Genomic DNA, 16,423 nt, shown 5'->3' with positions numbered 1-16,423 from the left:
GCCAGGCCGGCCGGCAGGTTCAAAGGTTGGGCGCGAGGAGCCGCTCGAGATCGGACTCGCTCTCCTTGCGCCGCGCGGCCTGGTCCTGCAACTGGTCGTGCCCGATCTTGCCGACGTTGAAGTACGTCGCATCGGGGTGGCTCAGATAGAAACCACTGACGCTGGCGGCGGGCATCATAGCGAGGCTTTCCGTCAGGGTCATGCCAATGTCCGCGCAGGCCAGAAGGTCGAACATCGGGCCCTTCACGCTGTGGTCCGGGCAGGCCGGATAGCCGGGCGCGGGGCGGATGCCGCGGTATTTCTCGCCGATCATGTCCTCGTTGCTCAAGCCCTCGTCGGGCGCGTAGCCCCAGAGGTCGGTGCGCGCGCGGTGGTGCAGCGATTCGGCAAAGGCCTCGGCCAGCCGGTCGGCCAGGGCCTTGAGCATGATGGCCGAGTAGTCGTCCAGGTCGTCGATGAAGTACTTCTCCTTCTTCTCGACGCCCAGGCCGGCGGTGACCGCGAACACGCCCACGTAGTCTTTCAGGCCGCTGTCCTTCGGCGCGACGAAGTCGGCCAGGCACCGGCTCGGGCGCGTCACGCCGTCGATCACCTGCTTCTCGGTCTGCTGGCGCATGCCGTACCAGGTGAGCGCGACTTCGCTGCGCGTCTCGTCGGTGTAGAGCTCGATGTCGTCGTCGTTCACCGTGTTGGCGGGCCAGAAGCCGACGACGCCGCTCGCGCTGAGCCAGCGGCCTTCGATCAGGCGCTTCAGCATGCGCTGGCCGTCCGCGTACACGCGCACGGCCTCGGTGCCGACGACTTCGTCCTTCAGGATCGCGGGGAACGGGCCGGCCAGATCCCAGGTCTGGAAGAACGGGCCCCAGTCGATGTACTTGGCGAGCTCGGTGAGGTCGAAGTTCTTGAACACGCGCCGGCCGATGAACTTGGGCACGGGCGGCACGTAGTTCGACCAGTCGATCGGCGTCTTGTTGGCACGCGCCTTCGCGAGCGGCCACATCGGCACCTGCTTCTTGTTGGCGTGCTGCGTGCGCACCTTCTCGTAGTCGGCGTTGATCTCGTCGATGTACGCAGTGGCCTGGTCGCTCAAGAGCGACTGCGCCACGCTCACGCTGCGCGACGCATCGGGCACGTAGACCACGGGGCCTTCGTAGTGCGGCGCGATCTTCACGGCCGTGTGCACGCGGCTGGTGGTGGCGCCGCCGATCATCAGCGGAATCTTCTTGATGCGGAAATGGTCGTCGCGCTGCATTTCGCCGGCCACGTACTGCATCTCTTCCAGGCTTGGCGTGATGAGGCCCGAGAGGCCCACGATGTCCGCGCCCTCGACCTTGGCACGCGCCAGAATTTCGTGGCACGGGACCATCACGCCCATGTTCACCACTTCGAAGTTGTTGCACTGGAGCACGACGGTGACGATGTTCTTGCCGATGTCGTGCACGTCGCCTTTCACCGTGGCGATGATGATCTTGCCCTTGGTGCGCACGTCGCGGCCGGCGGCCTCGTCGCGCAGCTTTTCTTCCTCGATGTAGGGCAGGAGGTGGGCCACGGCGGACTTCATCACGCGCGCCGACTTCACCACCTGCGGCAGGAACATCTTGCCGGCGCCGAACAGGTCGCCCACGATGTTCATGCCGTCCATGAGCGGCCCTTCAATCACGTGCAGCGGGCGGCCGCCCGTCGCCAGGATCTGCTGGTAGGCCTCTTCGGTGTCTTCCACGATGAAGTCGGTGATGCCGTGCACCATCGCGTGCGAGAGACGCTGGTTGACGTGCACCGGCTGCTCGGGCGTGCCGCGCCATTCGAGGCGCTTGCTCTCGTCCTTGGCGCCGCTCTTGGCGGTCTCGGCGATCTCGACAAGGCGCTCGCCGGCGTCGGGGCGGCGATTGAGCACCACGTCTTCCACGCGCTCGCGCAGCGTGGGCTCCAGGTCGTCGTACACGCCCACCATGCCGGCGTTGACGATGCCCATGTCCATGCCCGCCTTGATCGCGTGGTACAGGAACACGGTGTGGATGGCTTCGCGCATCGGATCGTTGCCGCGGAAGCTGAAGCTCACGTTGCTCACGCCGCCCGACACCTTGGCACCCGGCAGGTTCTCCTTGATCCAGCGCACCGCGTTGATGAAGTCGACCGCGTAGTTGTCGTGCTCCTCGATGCCTGTGGCGATGGCGAAGATGTTCGGGTCGAAGATGATGTCCTCGGGCGGAAATCCCACCTCGTCCACCAGGATCCGGTAGGCGCGCTCGCAGATCTCGACCTTGCGCGCGTAGGTGTCGGCCTGGCCCTTCTCGTCGAAGGCCATGACCACGGCGGCGGCGCCGTAGCGCTTGACCAGCTTGGCCTCGTGCTTGAACTTGTCCACGCCCTCCTTCATGGAGATGGAGTTGACGATGCCCTTGCCCTGGATGCAGCGCAGGCCCGCTTCGATCACGTCCCACTTGGAGCTGTCGACCATCACCGGCACGCGCGCGATGTCGGGCTCGCTGGCAATGAGGTTCAGGAACCGGACCATCGCGACCTTGCTGTCGAGCATGGCCTCGTCCATGTTGATGTCGATCACCTGGGCGCCGTTCTCGACCTGCTGGCGCGCAACGGCCAGGGCTTCTTCGAACTGGCCGTTCAGGATCATCCGCGCGAAGGCCTTGGAACCGGTGACGTTGGTGCGTTCGCCGATGTTGACGAACAGCGTGCCCTCGCCGATGGCGACCGGCTCGAGGCCGGACAACTTCATGGGGGGAACGGAAATCTGTGGGGTCTGCGCCATGGGCTCACCTGCGAAAGGAACGGACAGGCGAGCGTCGTTTTGAGATCCCAAGCCTGACGGCCCGCCGGGCGGACCGCTGCAACGCTCCTTGGGAGGGGATGCATTTTAAGGGCGTTCGCCTGAGAAGGCGTAAGTGCATCCGGCATGCCCGCTCATCCCGCCCCCGCGCGCCCACTCGGCGTTGCAAATACTCGCCATAGCCCGAGCTATGGCTGCGCTTTGCGCCTTGATTGGCCGCACGGGGGCGGGCTGCTCGGGCACGCCGGATGCACTCATGCCTTCTGAGCCCGCGGGAAAGCCCTAGTCAGGCCCCACAGGCACCCCCCACAGAATGCGGGCGCGCAATTCGTCGAAGAACGAACGTTCGTGTTTTTATTTGAAAACAAAGGAATGAACATATGCCAAGAAAGAGGAATTCGAGGCTGCTGCGCCTCGCCGCCCGCCCGGTCTGCGCCGCATTGCTTCTCGGCCTGGTGGGGACGACAACCCTGAGCCAGGCGGCCATCACCGACACCCCCACGCAGGTCCAGGCCCGGGTGACATCCAGCGAAGCGAAGACCAAGAACCCGATCGTGCTGGTGCACGGCCTCTTCGGCTTCGACAACGTGCTGGGCATCGACTACTTCTATCGCATCCCCGAAAGCCTGGCCGGCGCGGGCGCGAAGGTGTACGTGGCCCAGGTCTCGGGCGCCAACAGCTCGGAGATCCGTGGCGAGCAGCTGATCCAGGAGCTGAAGAACCTGCGAGCGCTCTCGGGCAACCCGTCGCTCAAGTTCAACCTCATCGGCCATTCGCAGGGCGCGCCCACCGCGCGCTACGTGGCGGCGGTGGAACCCGGGCTGGTCGCCTCGGTCACGTCCGTGGGTGGAGCCAACGGCGGATCGAAGGTGGCGGACCTCTTGCGCAAGATTCCCGAGGGCAGCGTCTCCGAGGCGGTGGTCGCGGAGACACTGCGGCTCGCGATGCTCCTGCTGGGCGCCATCTCCGGCAAGGACCCGAGCCAGCTGCCCGAAGTGCCGCTGAACGCGCTGAATTCGCTCACCACCGTGGGCGGCGCGGCCTTCGACAAGAAGTTTCCCCAAGGCCGCCCGGCCCCGGGTTCCTCGTGCGACGTGAAGAGCGGACCGGCCGAGGCGAACGGCGTGCGCTACTACTCGTGGTCCGGCGTGCAGCCGCTCACCAACGCGTTCGATGCGAGCGACGTGGCCATGGGCGGGCTGAGCCTCGTCGCGTTCGGGAGCGAGACCAACGACGGCCTGCTGGCCGTGTGCTCCACACGCCTGGGCACGCACCTGGGCGACTACCGCCAGAACCACCTGGACGAGGTCAACCAGCTCTTCGGCCTGACCTACATCGGGCTGTGGACACTGTTCGAGAAGAAGCCGATGCAGCTCTACCAGGAGCAGGCCGCCCGGTTGAAGAGCGCGGGCCTCTGACGATGCGACGCGTCCTGCTGTGAAAAAGGCGAGACCGCTGCAGCTCGGTGCGATGGCGGGCGCCGCGGTGCTCGCCATCCTCGCCGGATGGTGGCTGGTGGACGGGCTGCCTCCGGCCGACGTCCCGGAGCCGGTGGTGTCGACTTCCGCCGGCACCGCCCCCGGCGGTGCGGTGCCGGCAACGGCACAACCCATCGGCGACGCCCGCCCCGCCCCCGACGCGATGCTGAACCCGTCGCTGATCCTCATCTTCGAGAGCGCACTTGCCGAAGCGCAGGCCACCGGCAAGGCCGCCTTCATGGCGATGGCTCCCGGCCTGCTCGCCAAGCGCCTGCCGGCCGAGCTGGTCGCGCGCGCGATGGGCCTGCTCGAGCGCTACATCGACATGCAGGAAGCCATGCAGACCCTGCCGCCGCCCGACGCCGGCGACCCCGCCTCGCTGCGCAAGACCATCGAGGCGCGCGCCGAAGTGCGGCGCAGGTACTTTGCGCCCGAGGAAATCGAAGGTCTCTTCGGCGACGAGATCCGCCAGGACGCTCTCATGGCCGACAAGATGGCGCTCGCCCGCGATGCCAACCTCACGCCCGAAGAGCGCGAGGCCGCCGCCAAGCGCAGCGAGGAGGCCCTGCTCACGCCGGAGCAGCGCGAGCAGCGGCGCGCCTTCACCGCGCAGGTCGACGTGCAGCGCCAGACCGACGCCATGAACGCGCGCGGCGCCAGCGCCCAGGAGCGTTTTGCCGAACGCAGCGCCGCCTACGGCTACGAGGCGGCCCGACAACTGGCCGCGCTGGACCAGGAAAACCAGGACTGGAACAGCCGCTTGGACCAGTACGCCAACGCGCCCCCGGAGCAGCAGGAGCAGTTGCGCGAGTCGCTCTTCAATGAGCGGGAGCGCTTGCGCCTGAGTGGGGCGCTGGCGCTGCGGGGATCGCGACCTACGCCGTCTGGGCAGCCATCGCCGAACGCGGCAGGCCAAACACCCGGTCGAAGCCCCAGTTGAAGACGAAGGTGTAGACCAGGAAGAACAGCACCAGGCCCAGGTCCATCACCAGCGCCTGCCAGAGCGACACGCCCAGGCCCCAGGCGAACATGGGCACCAGGAACGCGATCAGCCCGCCCTCGAAGCCGATGGCGTGGGCGATGCGGCGGCGCAGGCTGCGTCCGCGCACGGCTTGGCGCGATTCCCAGCGCTCGAACAGCGCGTTGAAGATCAGGTTCCAGATCACCGCGACGACCGACGCGGCCACCGCCAGCACGCCGGAATGGCCGAGCCCGGCGTCCGTCATCAGGGCCAGGCCGGCGCTGGCGCAGACGATGGCGATCCCTTCGTACAGGGAGATGTAGACGACACGACGCTGGAGCCCTTGCATGACTTTTCCTCTTGAACTTGAATGCGATGGGTGGACTTTATTTGCTATTTGCTGATATAAAAAGTCATGCTATTTCAATTAAATTGATAGATCGGACGCCATGGCCTTCTCCAGCGACAACGTCGAGGTGTTCCTGGCCGTGATCGACCACGGCTCCTTCTCGGCCGCCGCGCGGGCGCTGCACAAGGTGCCTTCGGCCGTCAGCATGGCCATCGCGGGCCTGGAGGCCGAGCTCGCCCTGCCCCTGTTCGACCGCAAGGGCCGCGAGCCCCAGCCCACCGCCGCCGCGCGTTCGCTGGAGCCGCAGGCGCGCATGCTCGCAGCACAGTTGAAGCAATTGCAGGTGCAGGCGCTCGCGCTCACCCAGGGGCTGGAAAACCGCCTGACGCTCGCCATTGCGCCTGAACTCCTGGCCGCGCCCTGGAGCGGACCGCTTGCCGAGCTGGCGCAGGAATACCCGCTGCTGCAGGTCGAGGTGCTGGCCGCGCCGCAGGCCGACGCGCTGGCACTGCTGCACAGCGGCCGCGCGCAACTCGCGCTGGTGTTCGAACGCCCGAGCCTCGACGGCCGCGAAGGCTTTCAGGAGGTGGGTAGCGACACGATGGTGGCCGTGATGGCGCCCGACCACCCGGCGCTCGTCGCAGCGGCCGGCGAGCGGCTGCGGGAAGAACACCTCACGAACACCCGGCAGATCGTCGTCGCCGGGCGCGACCTGGCCACCAGCGACCCGCGCTTCGTGTTCGCGCGCCACGTCTGGCGCACCGACAACGCGCTGGCGGCGCTGAGCCTGATCACCGCCGGGCTGGGCTGGGGCTGGCTGCCGCGCAACTTCGCGCGGCCGCATGTGGCGGCGGGCGCACTGGTCGAGATTCCGTTCGAGAACCTCAGCAACGGGCTCGACCTGTGGGTCGATGTGGTGTGGTCGAGGGAGCGCCCGCTGGGGCTGGGCGCGCAGCGCTTTGTGGCGCTGATCGCGCGGGATCGGCAGGCGGCCCATGCGCCGAAAAACGTGCATCCCTGATGCGTTACGCCGTCGGGTGAACAGCCGGTTCGGGCTGGGCGCACAGGACACCGGGTGCTCCCCCGACGGATCGCTCTCAAGGCGCCGGGGACGGCGGCGGCAACATCAACACCATCTGCGCAACCGCGAACTCGCAATCGCGCGGCCCGCGTTGGCAGTAGGCGGCCGTGGGTGCGACGTCGAAGATGGCCGGCTTCAGACCGGGGCAGGCCACCGCGATCTTGCCGGGCAGGGGCACGCTCACCTTGCAGTCGGGGCGCGCATCAGCAATGCGGCCGGACAGCAGCGTGTCCCACGAAGGCGGCTTGCCGGTGTCGTTGCAACCCGCCGCGAGCGCCGACATCACGAGCGCGAGCCCTGCAAAGCGAAGCCCGGCAGCGCCCACGCGTTGCACTGGCTCAGGCGGCTTCGCTGTAGAAGCCGGCGGTGTTGTTCAGCAGGCGTCCTGGCACCGGCGCCACCGCACGGCCGATCGCCGCGATGTGGTCCGGCGTGGTGCCGCAGCACCCGCCCACGATGTTCACCAGTCCCTCGGCCGCGAACTCGTGCAGGAGGCGCGAGGTGACATCGGGCGTCTCGTCGAAGCCGGTGTCGCTCATCGGGTTGGGCAGGCCCGCATTCGGGTAGCAGCTGATGAAGGTGTCGCCCGCCACGCGCGCCAGCTCCTGGATGTAGGGGCGCATCAGCGCCGCGCCCAGCGCGCAGTTGAGGCCGATGGCCAGCGGGCGCGCATGCCGCACGCTGTGCCAGAACGCGGTGACGGTCTGGCCGCTCAGGATGCGGCCCGAGGCGTCGGTGACCGTGCCGCTGATGATCAGCGGCAAGCGCTCGCCGCTGTTGTCGAAATACTCGTCCACCGCGAACAGCGCGGCCTTGGCGTTGAGCGTGTCGAAGATGGTCTCGACCAGGATCACGTCGGCGCCGCCTTCGACCAGCGCTTCGGTCTGCTCGTAGTAAGCGGCGCGCAACGATTCGAAATCGACATTGCGCGCGCCCGGGTCGTTCACGTCGGGGCTGATGCTCGCCGTCTTGGGTGTCGGGCCGAGGGCGCCGGCCACGAAACGGGGCTTGTCGGGCGTGCTGAACTTGTCGCAGGCCGCGCGCGCGAGCTTGGCGGATTCGAGGTTCATCTCGCGCGCCAGGTGGGCCATCTTGTAGTCCTCCTGCGCGATGGTGGTCGCGCCGAAGGTGTTGGTCTCGATGAGGTCGGCGCCGGCCGCGAGGTAGCCCTCATGGATGTCGGAGATCACGTCGGGCCGGGTGAGCGAGAGCAGTTCGTTGTTGCCCTTCACGTCGCGCTCGAAGTCCTTGAAGCGCTCGCCGCGGTACTGCTCCTCGGTGAGCTTGAAGCGCTGGATCATCGTGCCCATGGCGCCATCGAGGATGGCGATGCGCTTTTCGAGGATGCCGGCAAGTGCCTGGCCGCGGGTGTAGACGAGGGGCTTCATGTCCTGAATTGTAGAAAGCCGTGCATCGCCCTGCGCGCGGGCGGGCTTGGCGCAGCGGCGCGCGCATGCCCGCCGGCGGGCCCGGGGCTTGCCTTGCCCGCCACTTCGCACTCTGGCAATGTGGGCGTTCCCAAGGAGCGCGTTTCGCCATGCAGGACATCTTCCAGGTGGGCAATGCCCATTTCGCCTTCGCCCCCGAAACCTCGGCGCAATTCGTCGATGGCGGGATGCAGTTCGAACTGCACACGCTGCCCGTCGAGTTCGACAAGGCGCTGCATGCACCGGCCTTCCAGCCCGACGACGTGGACAACCCCTCGGAAGGCATGATCGCGCCGCGCTTCGGCACGTACGGCCCGTTCTTCTTCTACGACAAGACCGGCGAGGCGCATCGCGTGGTGCGCGAGCCGCAAACGAGACCGGCCACGTTCGACTTCCGCCTGTACGAACGCGGCTTCGCCTGGGACAGGTTCCAGGGCGAGGTGACGCTCACGCCATCGCTCGTCGAGATCCGCGGCGTCATGAAGTTCTACTCGGGCGAGGGCGCGGACAGCGTCCCGATCCACGTGCGCAAGTCCTTCGAACCCGGCGAGGTGGCATTGAAGCCGCACACGTACACCAGCCTGGCCGAAGCGGCCGAAGTACCGCCCGAGCGCGTGCAACGGCTTCTCATCGAGCAGCCCTGGGAGCGTGGCACGCCGAAGTTCGACGTGTTTCCGCCGGAGATCCTGCGCTTCTCCAGGCTGGAGTTCCTGTCGCTGCAATTCGCGTATCCCGAGTACGCGTCCTTCACCGCGCTGCCCGATGGCTTCTGCGCGCTCGGCGAGTTGAAGGAGCTGTACATCCGCTGTTCGAGCATCGTGCAGTTGCCCGACAACTTCGGCGCGCTCGCGAAGCTCGAAGTGCTCTCGATGGAATACGGCAAGCTCGAGCGCCTGCCCGACAGCATCTGCCGCCTGACGCGCCTGCAGCGGCTGCTGCTCAACGGCAACGCGCTCGAAAGCCTGCCGGAATGCATCGGCGACCTGCCGGCCCTGCGCCTCCTGGCCGTCGAGAAGAACCCGTTCGTGTCGCTGCCCGCGTCGCTGAAGAAGATCGAGAAGGTCAACCTCGAGCGGAAGCTGCAGGCGCTCTACCAGGACATCGCGTACCGCAAGGACGTCGACGTGCCCGTGGCGCCCGCGCAGTTTCTCGCGCAGGGCGACGACCTGTACGCGCAGCTGCTGGCGGACGCCTGCGGCAAGCACAAGCTCAAGCGCTACCTGCCCGCGCTGCTGCGGGTGGCCCGCCGCACGGTGCGCTACCGGACCACCGAACCCGAGGACTATGTGCAGAAGGGCAACACCCGCTTCGGCGGGGCGCCCGACCTGCCGCCGGGCATGGCATTTCCGCTGTCCGACGGCGACAGCCACTGGCGCTTCTACGCGCAGCTGAACCTGGCCGAAGTCGCGCCGCTGCAGCCCTACTTGCCGCGCGAGGGCATGCTGTATTTCTTCGGCGAAGACCAGCAGTCGCTGGAGAGATCGCTGGTGGTCCATTCCACCGCGCCGCTGGAATCGCTCGTCACCTACGCGTACCCGGAAGACGTCCAGTTCGAAAACGGATTTGCCGACGACCTGTACCCAGGCGTCAAGGCCGTCGCCGACGCCACGGTGTCCGTGCCCAATCTGTATGGCGCCCAGGATCGCTGGACCGGCCGCGATGCGGTGCTGATGAAGATCGAAGAGGACGAGAAGCTGCAGAAGGCCTACTGGGCGCTCGACGAGGGACTCTCCGGCAAGAACGAGCGCTGCCACCTCGTCAATGCGCACGTGTTCACGCAGCACAAGACGCCCGAGGAGCAGGCCTCCGATGCGAAGGGCGGCCTGCCCGGCGAATGGATCAACCTGCTGACGCTCGAATCGGACAGGCGCCCGAACGGGTTCTGCTTCTGGGATGCGGGCACGCTGACCTACAGCATCCACATGAAGGACCTCGCGTTGGGCGATTTCTCGCGGGTCTTCGTGAGCCTGGAAAGCAGCTGAGGCGCCGCCCGGCGGCTCAGCGCGGCGCGCGGCCCTCGACGAAGGCCAGCACCGCCTCGATCATCCGTCGCACATGCGGCTGCACGCCGGCCGCCACCTCGGGCAGGTAGTCGAAGGGCAACTTCTCCTGCATGTAGCTCGACTGCGTCATCTCCAGCTGCACCGCATGCACGCCACCGGCCGGGTTGCCGTACTGGCGCGTGATGTGGCCGCCCTTGAAACGGCCATTGAGCACGCCCGTGTAGCCCGTGGCCGATTCGGCGATTTCCAGCAGCGTGGCGGCCAGCGCCGGATCGCAGGTGGTGCCGTTGCCCGTGCCCAGGTTCAGGTCGGGCAGCTTGCCTTCGAAGAAGCGCGGCAGCACCGAGCGGATCGAGTGCGCGTCCCAGAGCGCGATGGTGCCGTGCGCGGCCTTCAGGCGGTCGAGCTCGGCCTGCAGCTGGCGGTGGTACGGCACCCAGATCGCATCGCGGCGCGCGGCGATTTCCTCATCGCCCGGCACGTCGGCGGCGTTCGCATAGACCGGCGTGTCGTCGAAGGTGTCGACCGGGCACAGGCCGGTGACGCTCTGGCCCGGGTAGAGGCTCGCGCCGTCCGGCGGACGGTTCAGGTCGATCACGTAGCGCGAGTGCGTGGCCACGAGCACCGAGGCGCCGAGTTCGTCGGCGAAGTCGTAGAGCCGTTCGAGGTGCCAGTCGGTGTCGGGCACATGGCGCGCCTCGTCGGTGAGGCGCGCGGCCAGCGCGGGCGGCACGTGGGTGCCGACGTGCGGCATCGAGATCAGCAGCGGGCGTGTGCCCTGGCGGAAGCGGAACGCCGGTTCGGCGGTGGTGAAGGTCATGGATTCAATCCCTGAGAAGTTGGGTGCGCGCCGCCACGAAGGCGGACGCGGATTCTTCATGCAGCGCATGGCGCCCGCGCGAGACGCGCTCGCGGCCGCCCACCCAGACCGCATCGATGGCGGAGGTGCGATGGCTCGCGAAGACGTGGGCCGAGAGCATGTCAGGCGCGGGCAGTCCCTGCAGCGCGACATGCGCCGCATCGAGCACGATGAAGTCGGCCTGCTGCCCCACGGCAAGCCCGCCGACCGCGCGGCCCGAGGCCTGCGCCCCGCCCTGCACCGCTTCGAGCGTGAGCGCGGTGGCGACATGCGGCTGCGCCGCGCTCGCGCCGACGTTGCGCTGGCGTTTGGCAAAGCGCTGGCTGTATTCGAGCATCAGCAGTTCTTCGGCCGCGTTGACGCTGGCGTGGCTGTCGGAGCCCACGCCCCATGCGCCGCCATGGCCGCGCCACTTGGAGAAATCGAAGATGCCGTCGCCGAGGTTCGCCTCGGTCGTCGGACACAGGCCCGCGACCGCACCGCTCTTGGCGGCGTATTCGTACTCGGCGTCGTTCATGTGCGTCGCGTGAACGAGGCACCAGCGCGCATCGACCGGCGCGTGGTCGAGCAGCCACTCGACCGGGCGAAGGCCGCTCCACTCGACGCAGTCGTCGACTTCCTTCGTCTGCTCGGCGATGTGGATGTGAATGGGTGCCGTGCGGTCGATGGCTTCGAGCCCCGCGACCGCATCCCGCAATGCCTCGGGCGGCACGGCACGCAGCGAATGCGGCGCCATGCCCAGCCGCGCACCCTGCACATCGCACGCGGGCTTGAGCGCTTCGAGCAAACGCAGCATCGATTCGGTCGATCGCACGAAACGGCGCTGGCCTTCGTTGGGCGGCTGGTCGCCGAAGCCGCTGGTCTGGTAGAGCACCGGCAGCAGCGTGAAGCCGATGCCGGTCTTCTGGGCTGCGCGCAGCAGCGCAAGGCTCAGCGTCGCGTCGTCGACATAGGGGCGGCCGTCGGCGTCGTGGTGCACGTACTGGAATTCGCACACGCTCGTGTAGCCGGCTTCGAGCATCTCGGCGTAGAGCCAGGTCGCGATGGCTTCCATGTGCTGCGGGCCGAGGCGCGCGGCGAAGCGGTACATCAACGTGCGCCAGCTCCAGAAGCTGTCGTGCTGTTCGGCGCGGTGTTCGGTGAGGCCCGCGAAGGCGCGCTGGAAGGCGTGCGAGTGCAGGTTAGGCATGCCGGGGATCACCGGGCCGGCCGCCACCTGCGCGCCTGCGGGCGGTTGCGTGGCGGGCTGAACTTGCGTGAGCTGGCCGGCGTCGCTCCACGACAGCAGGACGTTCTTCGTCCAGCCCGCGGGCAGCAGCGCATCGGCTGTAAAAAGCGTGCGCGTCGTCGTCATGCCGCGTTCTCCACCGCAATGCGGCCTTGGCGCACTGCGGTACGCAGCGGACGTTGACCGAACCAGTACGCGAGTTCGGCTGCATCGCGCACGTTCCACAGCACGAAGTTGGCGGGCATGCCCACGGCGATCGCGCCGTGCGTGGCCTCGAGGCCCAGCGCGCGCGCCGCATGCACGGTAACGCCGGCCAGCGCCTCGGGCACCGTCAGGCGGAACAGCGTGCACGCCATGTTCACCATCAGCAGCAGGCTCAGCGCCGGCGAGGTGCCAGGGTTGTGATCGGTGGACACGGCCATCGGCACGCCGGCTGCGCGCAGCGCCTCGATGGGCGGCAGGTGCGTGTCGCGCAGCGTGTAGTACGCCCCGGGCAGCAGCACGGCCACGGTGCCCGACTGGCGCATCGCCTCGATGCCATCGGCCGACAGGTGCTCGATGTGGTCGCACGACAGCGCACCGTAGCGCGCGGCAAGCGCGGCACCGCCCATGTCCGAGAGTTGCTCGGCATGCAGCTTCACCGGCAGGCCCAGCGCCTTCGCGGCCTGGAAGACCTGTTCGGTTTCCGCGAGCGAAAAGGCGATGCGTTCGCAGAACACGTCCACCGCATCGACCAGCCCTTCGGCTGCGAGCGCGGGCAGCATCTCGCGGCACACGAGGTCGATGTAGTCGCCGCTGCGGCCGGTGTACTCCGGCGGCAGTGCATGCGCGCCGAGGAAGGTGGTGCGCAAGGTGACGCCATACGCTTCGCCGAGCCGGCGCGCCACGCGCAACTGCTTGCGCTCATGTTCGAGCGAGAGGCCGTAGCCCGACTTGATCTCGATGGCGCAGACGCCATCGGCCAGCAGCTGTTCAAGGCGCGGCGCGGCCTGCGCGAAGAGCGTGTCTTCATCGGCCTCGCGCGTGGCGCGCACCGACGAGACGATGCCGCCGCCGGCCTTCGCCACTTCTTCGTACGTCGCACCCGCGAGCCGCATCGCGAATTCGTTCGCGCGCTGGCCGCCGTAGACGAGGTGCGTGTGGCAATCGACGAGGCCGGGCGTGACGAGTGCATCACCGCCGTCGTGCACAGCGAGCCCCGCGAACTCGGCGGGCAATGCGCTGCGTGCGCCGACCCAGCGGATCGCGCCTTGCGCGACCACGATGGCGGCTTCGACGCCGGCATCGGTCGCAAGGCGCAGGCCGGTCCAGAGGCCGTCGGCCGATGGATATTCGTTCGCAGGTTTCATCGTCTTGTTCTCTTTCTGCAGGTTAGGCCGGCAAGATGCGCACCGCCACCAGCCGCGCATCCTCGTTCTCCGGCACCGCGTGCCAGGCCTGCGCTGCGTCGGCCCATTGCAAGCCCTCGCCTTCTGCGCAGGCCTCGTCGTTCAAGCGCCATGCGCCGCGCAAGGCCAGCAACACACCATGTGGTGCGGCCTCGATGGCCGCCGCGTGATCCAGCACGCGCACATCGGCGCGCCACTGTCCACGTCGCGTCATCACGTTGAAGTCGTTCGATGCGCCGCCGAGCAGCGTGCAATCGATCGCGTCGTCGCCGCTGAAGGCAAAGGGCTGCCGCGGCACATCGAGCCGGCGGTCGATGCGCCCGTCGTGCGTGAAGAGCCGCACCCCGTCGCCTTCGAGCAGCATGATGCTGCGGTCGATGCCCGCGAACACCGAGAACGGCCCGGCCGCCGCGATGGTCGCGATGCTCACGCGCCAGCCGAAGCTGTCGAGCCCCGCGCCTTGCGGCCAGCTCGCGATCTCCTGCGTGGTGCCGCCGCCGTTCTTCCACGGCATGGCGGGCAGCGTGGCGCGAGAAAAACGAAGCACGCTCATCGCATCAACCCGCCTTGCCGCAGCTTCTGCTCGAAGTGCCGCAGCACCAGCGTCATCGTCCCGGTCAACACGAAGTACACGAGCGCGATGGCCAGGTACACCTCCAGCGACCGGTACGACACGCTGATGATCTTCTGTCCCTCGTGCATCACGTCGTGGATGGTCAGCAGCGACACCAGCGCCGAGTTCTTGATCAGCGCGATGAACTCGTTGCCCAGCGGCGGAATCATCCGCACCACCGCCTGCGGCAGCACGATCTGGCGCATCGCCACGCCGGGCGTCATGCCGAGCGACTGCGCGGCCATCGTCTGGCCCTTGTCGATCGACTGGATCGCGCCGCGCACGATCTCCGACACATAGGCGCCGGAGTAAACGCCGAGCCCCAGCACGCCGCACAGGAAAGCCGGCAGCAGGATGCCGAAGTGCGGCAGGCCGAAGAACAGGATGAACAGCTGCACCAAGAGCGGCGTGCCGCGAATCGCCGCCACATACGCGGTGCACACGCCGTAGATCCAGCGCCGCTTCGGGTTCAGCCGGCCGATGCCGACGATGAGGCCGAGCACGCAGCCCAGCGCGAGCGCGCAGGCGGTGATCTCCACCGTGACGAGCGCACCGCGCAAGAGGTCGGGCCAGCCCTGCCAGACCGGTGAGAAATCGAGATCCATCGCGCGCTTACTTGGCGTTGGCGCTGAACCACTTCTTCACGATCTGGTCGTAGGTGCCGTCGGCCTTGAGCTTCTCGATTGCGCCGTTCACCGCCTTGGTGAGCTCGGGCGTGTCCTTGCGGATGGCCATGCCGTATTCCTCGGTGGTGATCTGCTCGGGCAGCACCTTCAGGCCGCCGCGCGTGCGCACGTATTGGTAGGCAGCGGGCTTGCCGGTGACGGCGGCGTCGGCACGGCCGATGTCCACGAGGTTGAACATCTCCTGGTTCTTCTCGACTTCCATCAGCTGCACCTGCGGAAACTTCTCCTTGGTGTACGACACCGACTTGGTGCCCACCTGCACGCTGACCTTCTTGCCGTTGATGTCGGCCGGCGTCTTGATGGCGGTATTGCCGTCCTTCACCATCACGACGAGGCCGCCCGCGTAGTACGGCACGGTGAAGTCGACGACCTTCTTGCGCTCGTCGGTGATGTAGATGCCCGAGACGGCCATGTCGAAGCGCTTGGAGATCAGGCCCGGCACGAGTCCCTTGAAGTCGATGTCGATCCATTCGATCTTGCGGCCCAGCGTCTTGCCGATGGCCTCGACCAGTTCCACGTCGAAGCCGGTGCGCTTGCCGTTCTCCACGAACTCCATCGGCGGGAAGGTGGCGTCGGTGGCCACGCGCAGCGGCTCGCCTTGCGCCTGGGCGGCGCCGACGAAGCCGAAGAGAGCGAGGCCTGAGAGTGCGGCGGCAACAAGGGTGCGACGGGTGTTCATGGTGAAGGCTTTCGTGGGTTTGAAAAAGGTAGGAGCGACTGGCTACTGGAGCGCGCGCGAGATGCGGGCCGCCGTGACGACGGTCATGTGGAGCAATGCAGCTTCCATGCCCTCCACGCGCGTGATCGGCGCCATGAGCGTGATCGCGCCGCGCAGCCGCCGGCCCGAAGCCAGCACCGGGGCGCTCGCGCCCCAGACGCCGGCATCGACCTCGCCCTGCGTCACGGCATGGCCGGCCTCGCGGATCGCATCGAGTTCGGCAGCGCGTTCGGCGCGGCGTTCCGGGCTCTCGCCCAGGCCGTCGAGCAACGCATCGCGCTGGTCGAGGGGCATGTGCGCGAGCAGGCACTTGGCGCTCGCGCCATCGCTGGCCGGGACGCTGCGGCCCCGGTCGAACGAGCAGCGCAGCGAATGTTCGCTGTCGATCATCTCCAGGCACACCACGCGGTCGTTCACCGCGGTGACCAGCGCCACGCTCTCGTGGCTCTGCTGCACCAGCGCGCGCATGTCGGCGCGGGCGGCCATCACGAGGTCGGAGTTGCCGTCGAAACCGCTCGCGAGCTGCACGCTCACCGGGCCCGGCGAGTAGCGCCCATCCGACTCCATCACGAAGCCCCAGCGGCGCAGCGTGGCGATCTGGCGGTACAGCGTGCTCTTGACGAGGCCGGTGGCCTGCCCGAGCTCGGCCGCCGTCATCGCCACCTTGCTCTGCGCCAGCACCGACAGCACCTGCAGGGCGCGGTCGTTGTGGGCGGGGGCGTCGGTCGGGGGCGTCATCTTGCTGGGGCTGTCGCTGGATGTCGTGAAGTGGGGAGCCGGCGTGCAGTATCTTGCCCGCGGTTCCCACATCCAAGCCTTGATTCCCATTCGGTGGGAATCGGGCCGT

Annotated in this window: 15 protein-coding genes and 1 riboswitch; of the genes, 4 read left to right on the top strand and 11 right to left on the bottom strand. The window is 67.7% G+C overall.

The annotated features are described in order from the left end of the window. Positions 1-19: 19 nt before the first annotated feature. Positions 20-2,734, bottom strand: coding sequence for a methionine synthase (gene metH / locus ACSFA7_RS15810; RefSeq protein WP_435500251.1), 2,715 nt, complete (start codon positions 2,732-2,734; stop codon positions 20-22). 55 nt (positions 2,735-2,789) lie between these two features. Beyond that, positions 2,790-2,863: riboswitch (S-adenosyl-L-homocysteine riboswitch) on the bottom strand. A gap of 302 nt (positions 2,864-3,165) precedes the next feature. Here metH and ACSFA7_RS15805 point away from each other — a divergent pair. Together ACSFA7_RS15805 and ACSFA7_RS15800 are read left to right on the top strand one after the other, a co-directional pair. Continuing rightward, positions 3,166-4,203 (top strand): lipase family alpha/beta hydrolase, encoded by a 1,038-nt coding sequence (locus ACSFA7_RS15805; RefSeq protein ID WP_435500250.1) that lies wholly within the window; start codon positions 3,166-3,168, stop codon positions 4,201-4,203. Positions 4,204-4,222: 19 nt separating this feature from the next. Continuing rightward, the gene (locus ACSFA7_RS15800) at positions 4,223-5,203 is read left to right on the top strand and encodes a lipase secretion chaperone (protein WP_435500249.1); all 981 of its coding nucleotides are present in this window, start codon (positions 4,223-4,225) and stop codon (positions 5,201-5,203) included. Here the strand turns inward: ACSFA7_RS15800 and ACSFA7_RS15795 are convergent. Continuing rightward, a complete protein-coding gene (locus ACSFA7_RS15795) occupies positions 5,139-5,573 on the bottom strand; it encodes a PACE efflux transporter (RefSeq protein ID WP_435500248.1) in 435 nt (144 codons plus the stop codon). The two genes, ACSFA7_RS15800 and ACSFA7_RS15795, sit on opposite strands and share 65 nt — an antisense overlap. A 100-nt stretch (positions 5,574-5,673) precedes the next feature. Here ACSFA7_RS15795 and ACSFA7_RS15790 point away from each other — a divergent pair, with 100 nt between their 5' ends. Continuing rightward, positions 5,674-6,594, top strand: coding sequence for a LysR family transcriptional regulator (locus ACSFA7_RS15790; RefSeq protein ID WP_206176620.1), 921 nt, complete (start codon positions 5,674-5,676; stop codon positions 6,592-6,594). Between the two features lie 76 nt (positions 6,595-6,670). Here ACSFA7_RS15790 and ACSFA7_RS15785 read toward each other — a convergent pair whose 3' ends face one another. Next, on the bottom strand, positions 6,671-6,988 hold the full coding sequence (locus ACSFA7_RS15785) for a hypothetical protein (RefSeq protein WP_435500247.1): 318 nt from the start codon (positions 6,986-6,988) through the stop codon (positions 6,671-6,673). Between the two features lie 4 nt (positions 6,989-6,992). Further along, positions 6,993-8,042: a homocysteine S-methyltransferase family protein gene (locus ACSFA7_RS15780; protein WP_435500246.1), complete on the bottom strand. Its 1,050-nt coding sequence runs from the start codon at positions 8,040-8,042 to the stop codon at positions 6,993-6,995. 149 nt (positions 8,043-8,191) lie between these two features. On the opposite strand from ACSFA7_RS15780, the gene ACSFA7_RS15775 reads away from it, so the two are divergent. Then, positions 8,192-10,063 (top strand): DUF1963 domain-containing protein, encoded by a 1,872-nt coding sequence (locus tag ACSFA7_RS15775; protein WP_435500245.1) that lies wholly within the window; start codon positions 8,192-8,194, stop codon positions 10,061-10,063. Positions 10,064-10,079: 16 nt separating this feature from the next. Here ACSFA7_RS15775 and hutG read toward each other — a convergent pair whose 3' ends face one another. Genes hutG through ACSFA7_RS15740 form a run of 7 tightly spaced genes read right to left on the bottom strand, consistent with a single transcriptional unit; the run spans position 10,080 to position 16,314 of the window. Further along, a complete protein-coding gene (hutG, locus tag ACSFA7_RS15770; RefSeq protein WP_435500244.1) occupies positions 10,080-10,904 on the bottom strand; it encodes an N-formylglutamate deformylase in 825 nt (274 codons plus the stop codon). 4 nt (positions 10,905-10,908) lie between these two features. After that, positions 10,909-12,297: a formimidoylglutamate deiminase gene (locus ACSFA7_RS15765; protein ID WP_435500243.1), complete on the bottom strand. Its 1,389-nt coding sequence runs from the start codon at positions 12,295-12,297 to the stop codon at positions 10,909-10,911. Then, a complete protein-coding gene (gene hutI / locus ACSFA7_RS15760; protein WP_435500242.1) occupies positions 12,294-13,520 on the bottom strand; it encodes an imidazolonepropionase in 1,227 nt (408 codons plus the stop codon). The genes ACSFA7_RS15765 and hutI overlap by 4 nt, the downstream gene beginning before the upstream one ends. 22 nt (positions 13,521-13,542) lie before the next feature. Further along, complete coding sequence (locus tag ACSFA7_RS15755; RefSeq protein WP_435500241.1) at positions 13,543-14,112, bottom strand: HutD/Ves family protein; 570 nt, start codon at positions 14,110-14,112, stop codon at positions 13,543-13,545. Beyond that, complete coding sequence (locus ACSFA7_RS15750; protein WP_042576940.1) at positions 14,109-14,777, bottom strand: amino acid ABC transporter permease; 669 nt, start codon at positions 14,775-14,777, stop codon at positions 14,109-14,111. Before ACSFA7_RS15750 ends, ACSFA7_RS15755 begins: the two co-directional genes overlap by 4 nt. 7 nt (positions 14,778-14,784) lie before the next feature. Continuing rightward, positions 14,785-15,537, bottom strand: coding sequence for a transporter substrate-binding domain-containing protein (locus tag ACSFA7_RS15745; RefSeq protein ID WP_206176613.1), 753 nt, complete (start codon positions 15,535-15,537; stop codon positions 14,785-14,787). Positions 15,538-15,579: 42 nt separating this feature from the next. Then, positions 15,580-16,314, bottom strand: a complete 735-nt coding sequence (locus ACSFA7_RS15740) for an IclR family transcriptional regulator (RefSeq protein ID WP_435500240.1) — start codon at positions 16,312-16,314, stop codon at positions 15,580-15,582. Positions 16,315-16,423 lie beyond the last annotated feature (109 nt).

Source organism: Variovorax trehalosi (genome assembly GCF_051216415.1).
Classification (GTDB): Bacteria; Pseudomonadota; Gammaproteobacteria; order Burkholderiales; family Burkholderiaceae_C; genus Variovorax.
The sequence above is the reverse complement of the archived record's forward strand: the minus strand, read 5'-3'. Positions and strand labels throughout refer to the sequence as shown.

Excerpts from the sequence above, each read along its gene's own strand:
- metH (WP_435500251.1), bottom strand. The coding sequence starts at position 2,734 with ATGAAGTTGTCCGGCCTCGAGCCGGTCGCCATCGGCGAGGGCACGCTG.
- ACSFA7_RS15805 (WP_435500250.1), top strand. The coding sequence starts at position 3,166 with ATGCCAAGAAAGAGGAATTCGAGGCTGCTGCGCCTCGCCGCCCGCCCG.
- ACSFA7_RS15795 (WP_435500248.1), bottom strand. The coding sequence starts at position 5,573 with ATGCAAGGGCTCCAGCGTCGTGTCGTCTACATCTCCCTGTACGAAGGG.
- ACSFA7_RS15790 (WP_206176620.1), top strand. The coding sequence starts at position 5,674 with ATGGCCTTCTCCAGCGACAACGTCGAGGTGTTCCTGGCCGTGATCGAC.
- ACSFA7_RS15780 (WP_435500246.1), bottom strand. The coding sequence starts at position 8,042 with ATGAAGCCCCTCGTCTACACCCGCGGCCAGGCACTTGCCGGCATCCTC.
- ACSFA7_RS15775 (WP_435500245.1), top strand. The coding sequence starts at position 8,192 with ATGCAGGACATCTTCCAGGTGGGCAATGCCCATTTCGCCTTCGCCCCC.
- hutG (WP_435500244.1), bottom strand. The coding sequence starts at position 10,904 with ATGACCTTCACCACCGCCGAACCGGCGTTCCGCTTCCGCCAGGGCACA.
- ACSFA7_RS15765 (WP_435500243.1), bottom strand. The coding sequence starts at position 12,297 with ATGACGACGACGCGCACGCTTTTTACAGCCGATGCGCTGCTGCCCGCG.
- hutI (WP_435500242.1), bottom strand. The coding sequence starts at position 13,520 with ATGAAACCTGCGAACGAATATCCATCGGCCGACGGCCTCTGGACCGGC.
- ACSFA7_RS15755 (WP_435500241.1), bottom strand. The coding sequence starts at position 14,112 with ATGAGCGTGCTTCGTTTTTCTCGCGCCACGCTGCCCGCCATGCCGTGG.
- ACSFA7_RS15750 (WP_042576940.1), bottom strand. The coding sequence starts at position 14,777 with ATGGATCTCGATTTCTCACCGGTCTGGCAGGGCTGGCCCGACCTCTTG.
- ACSFA7_RS15745 (WP_206176613.1), bottom strand. The coding sequence starts at position 15,537 with ATGAACACCCGTCGCACCCTTGTTGCCGCCGCACTCTCAGGCCTCGCT.
- ACSFA7_RS15740 (WP_435500240.1), bottom strand. The coding sequence starts at position 16,314 with ATGACGCCCCCGACCGACGCCCCCGCCCACAACGACCGCGCCCTGCAG.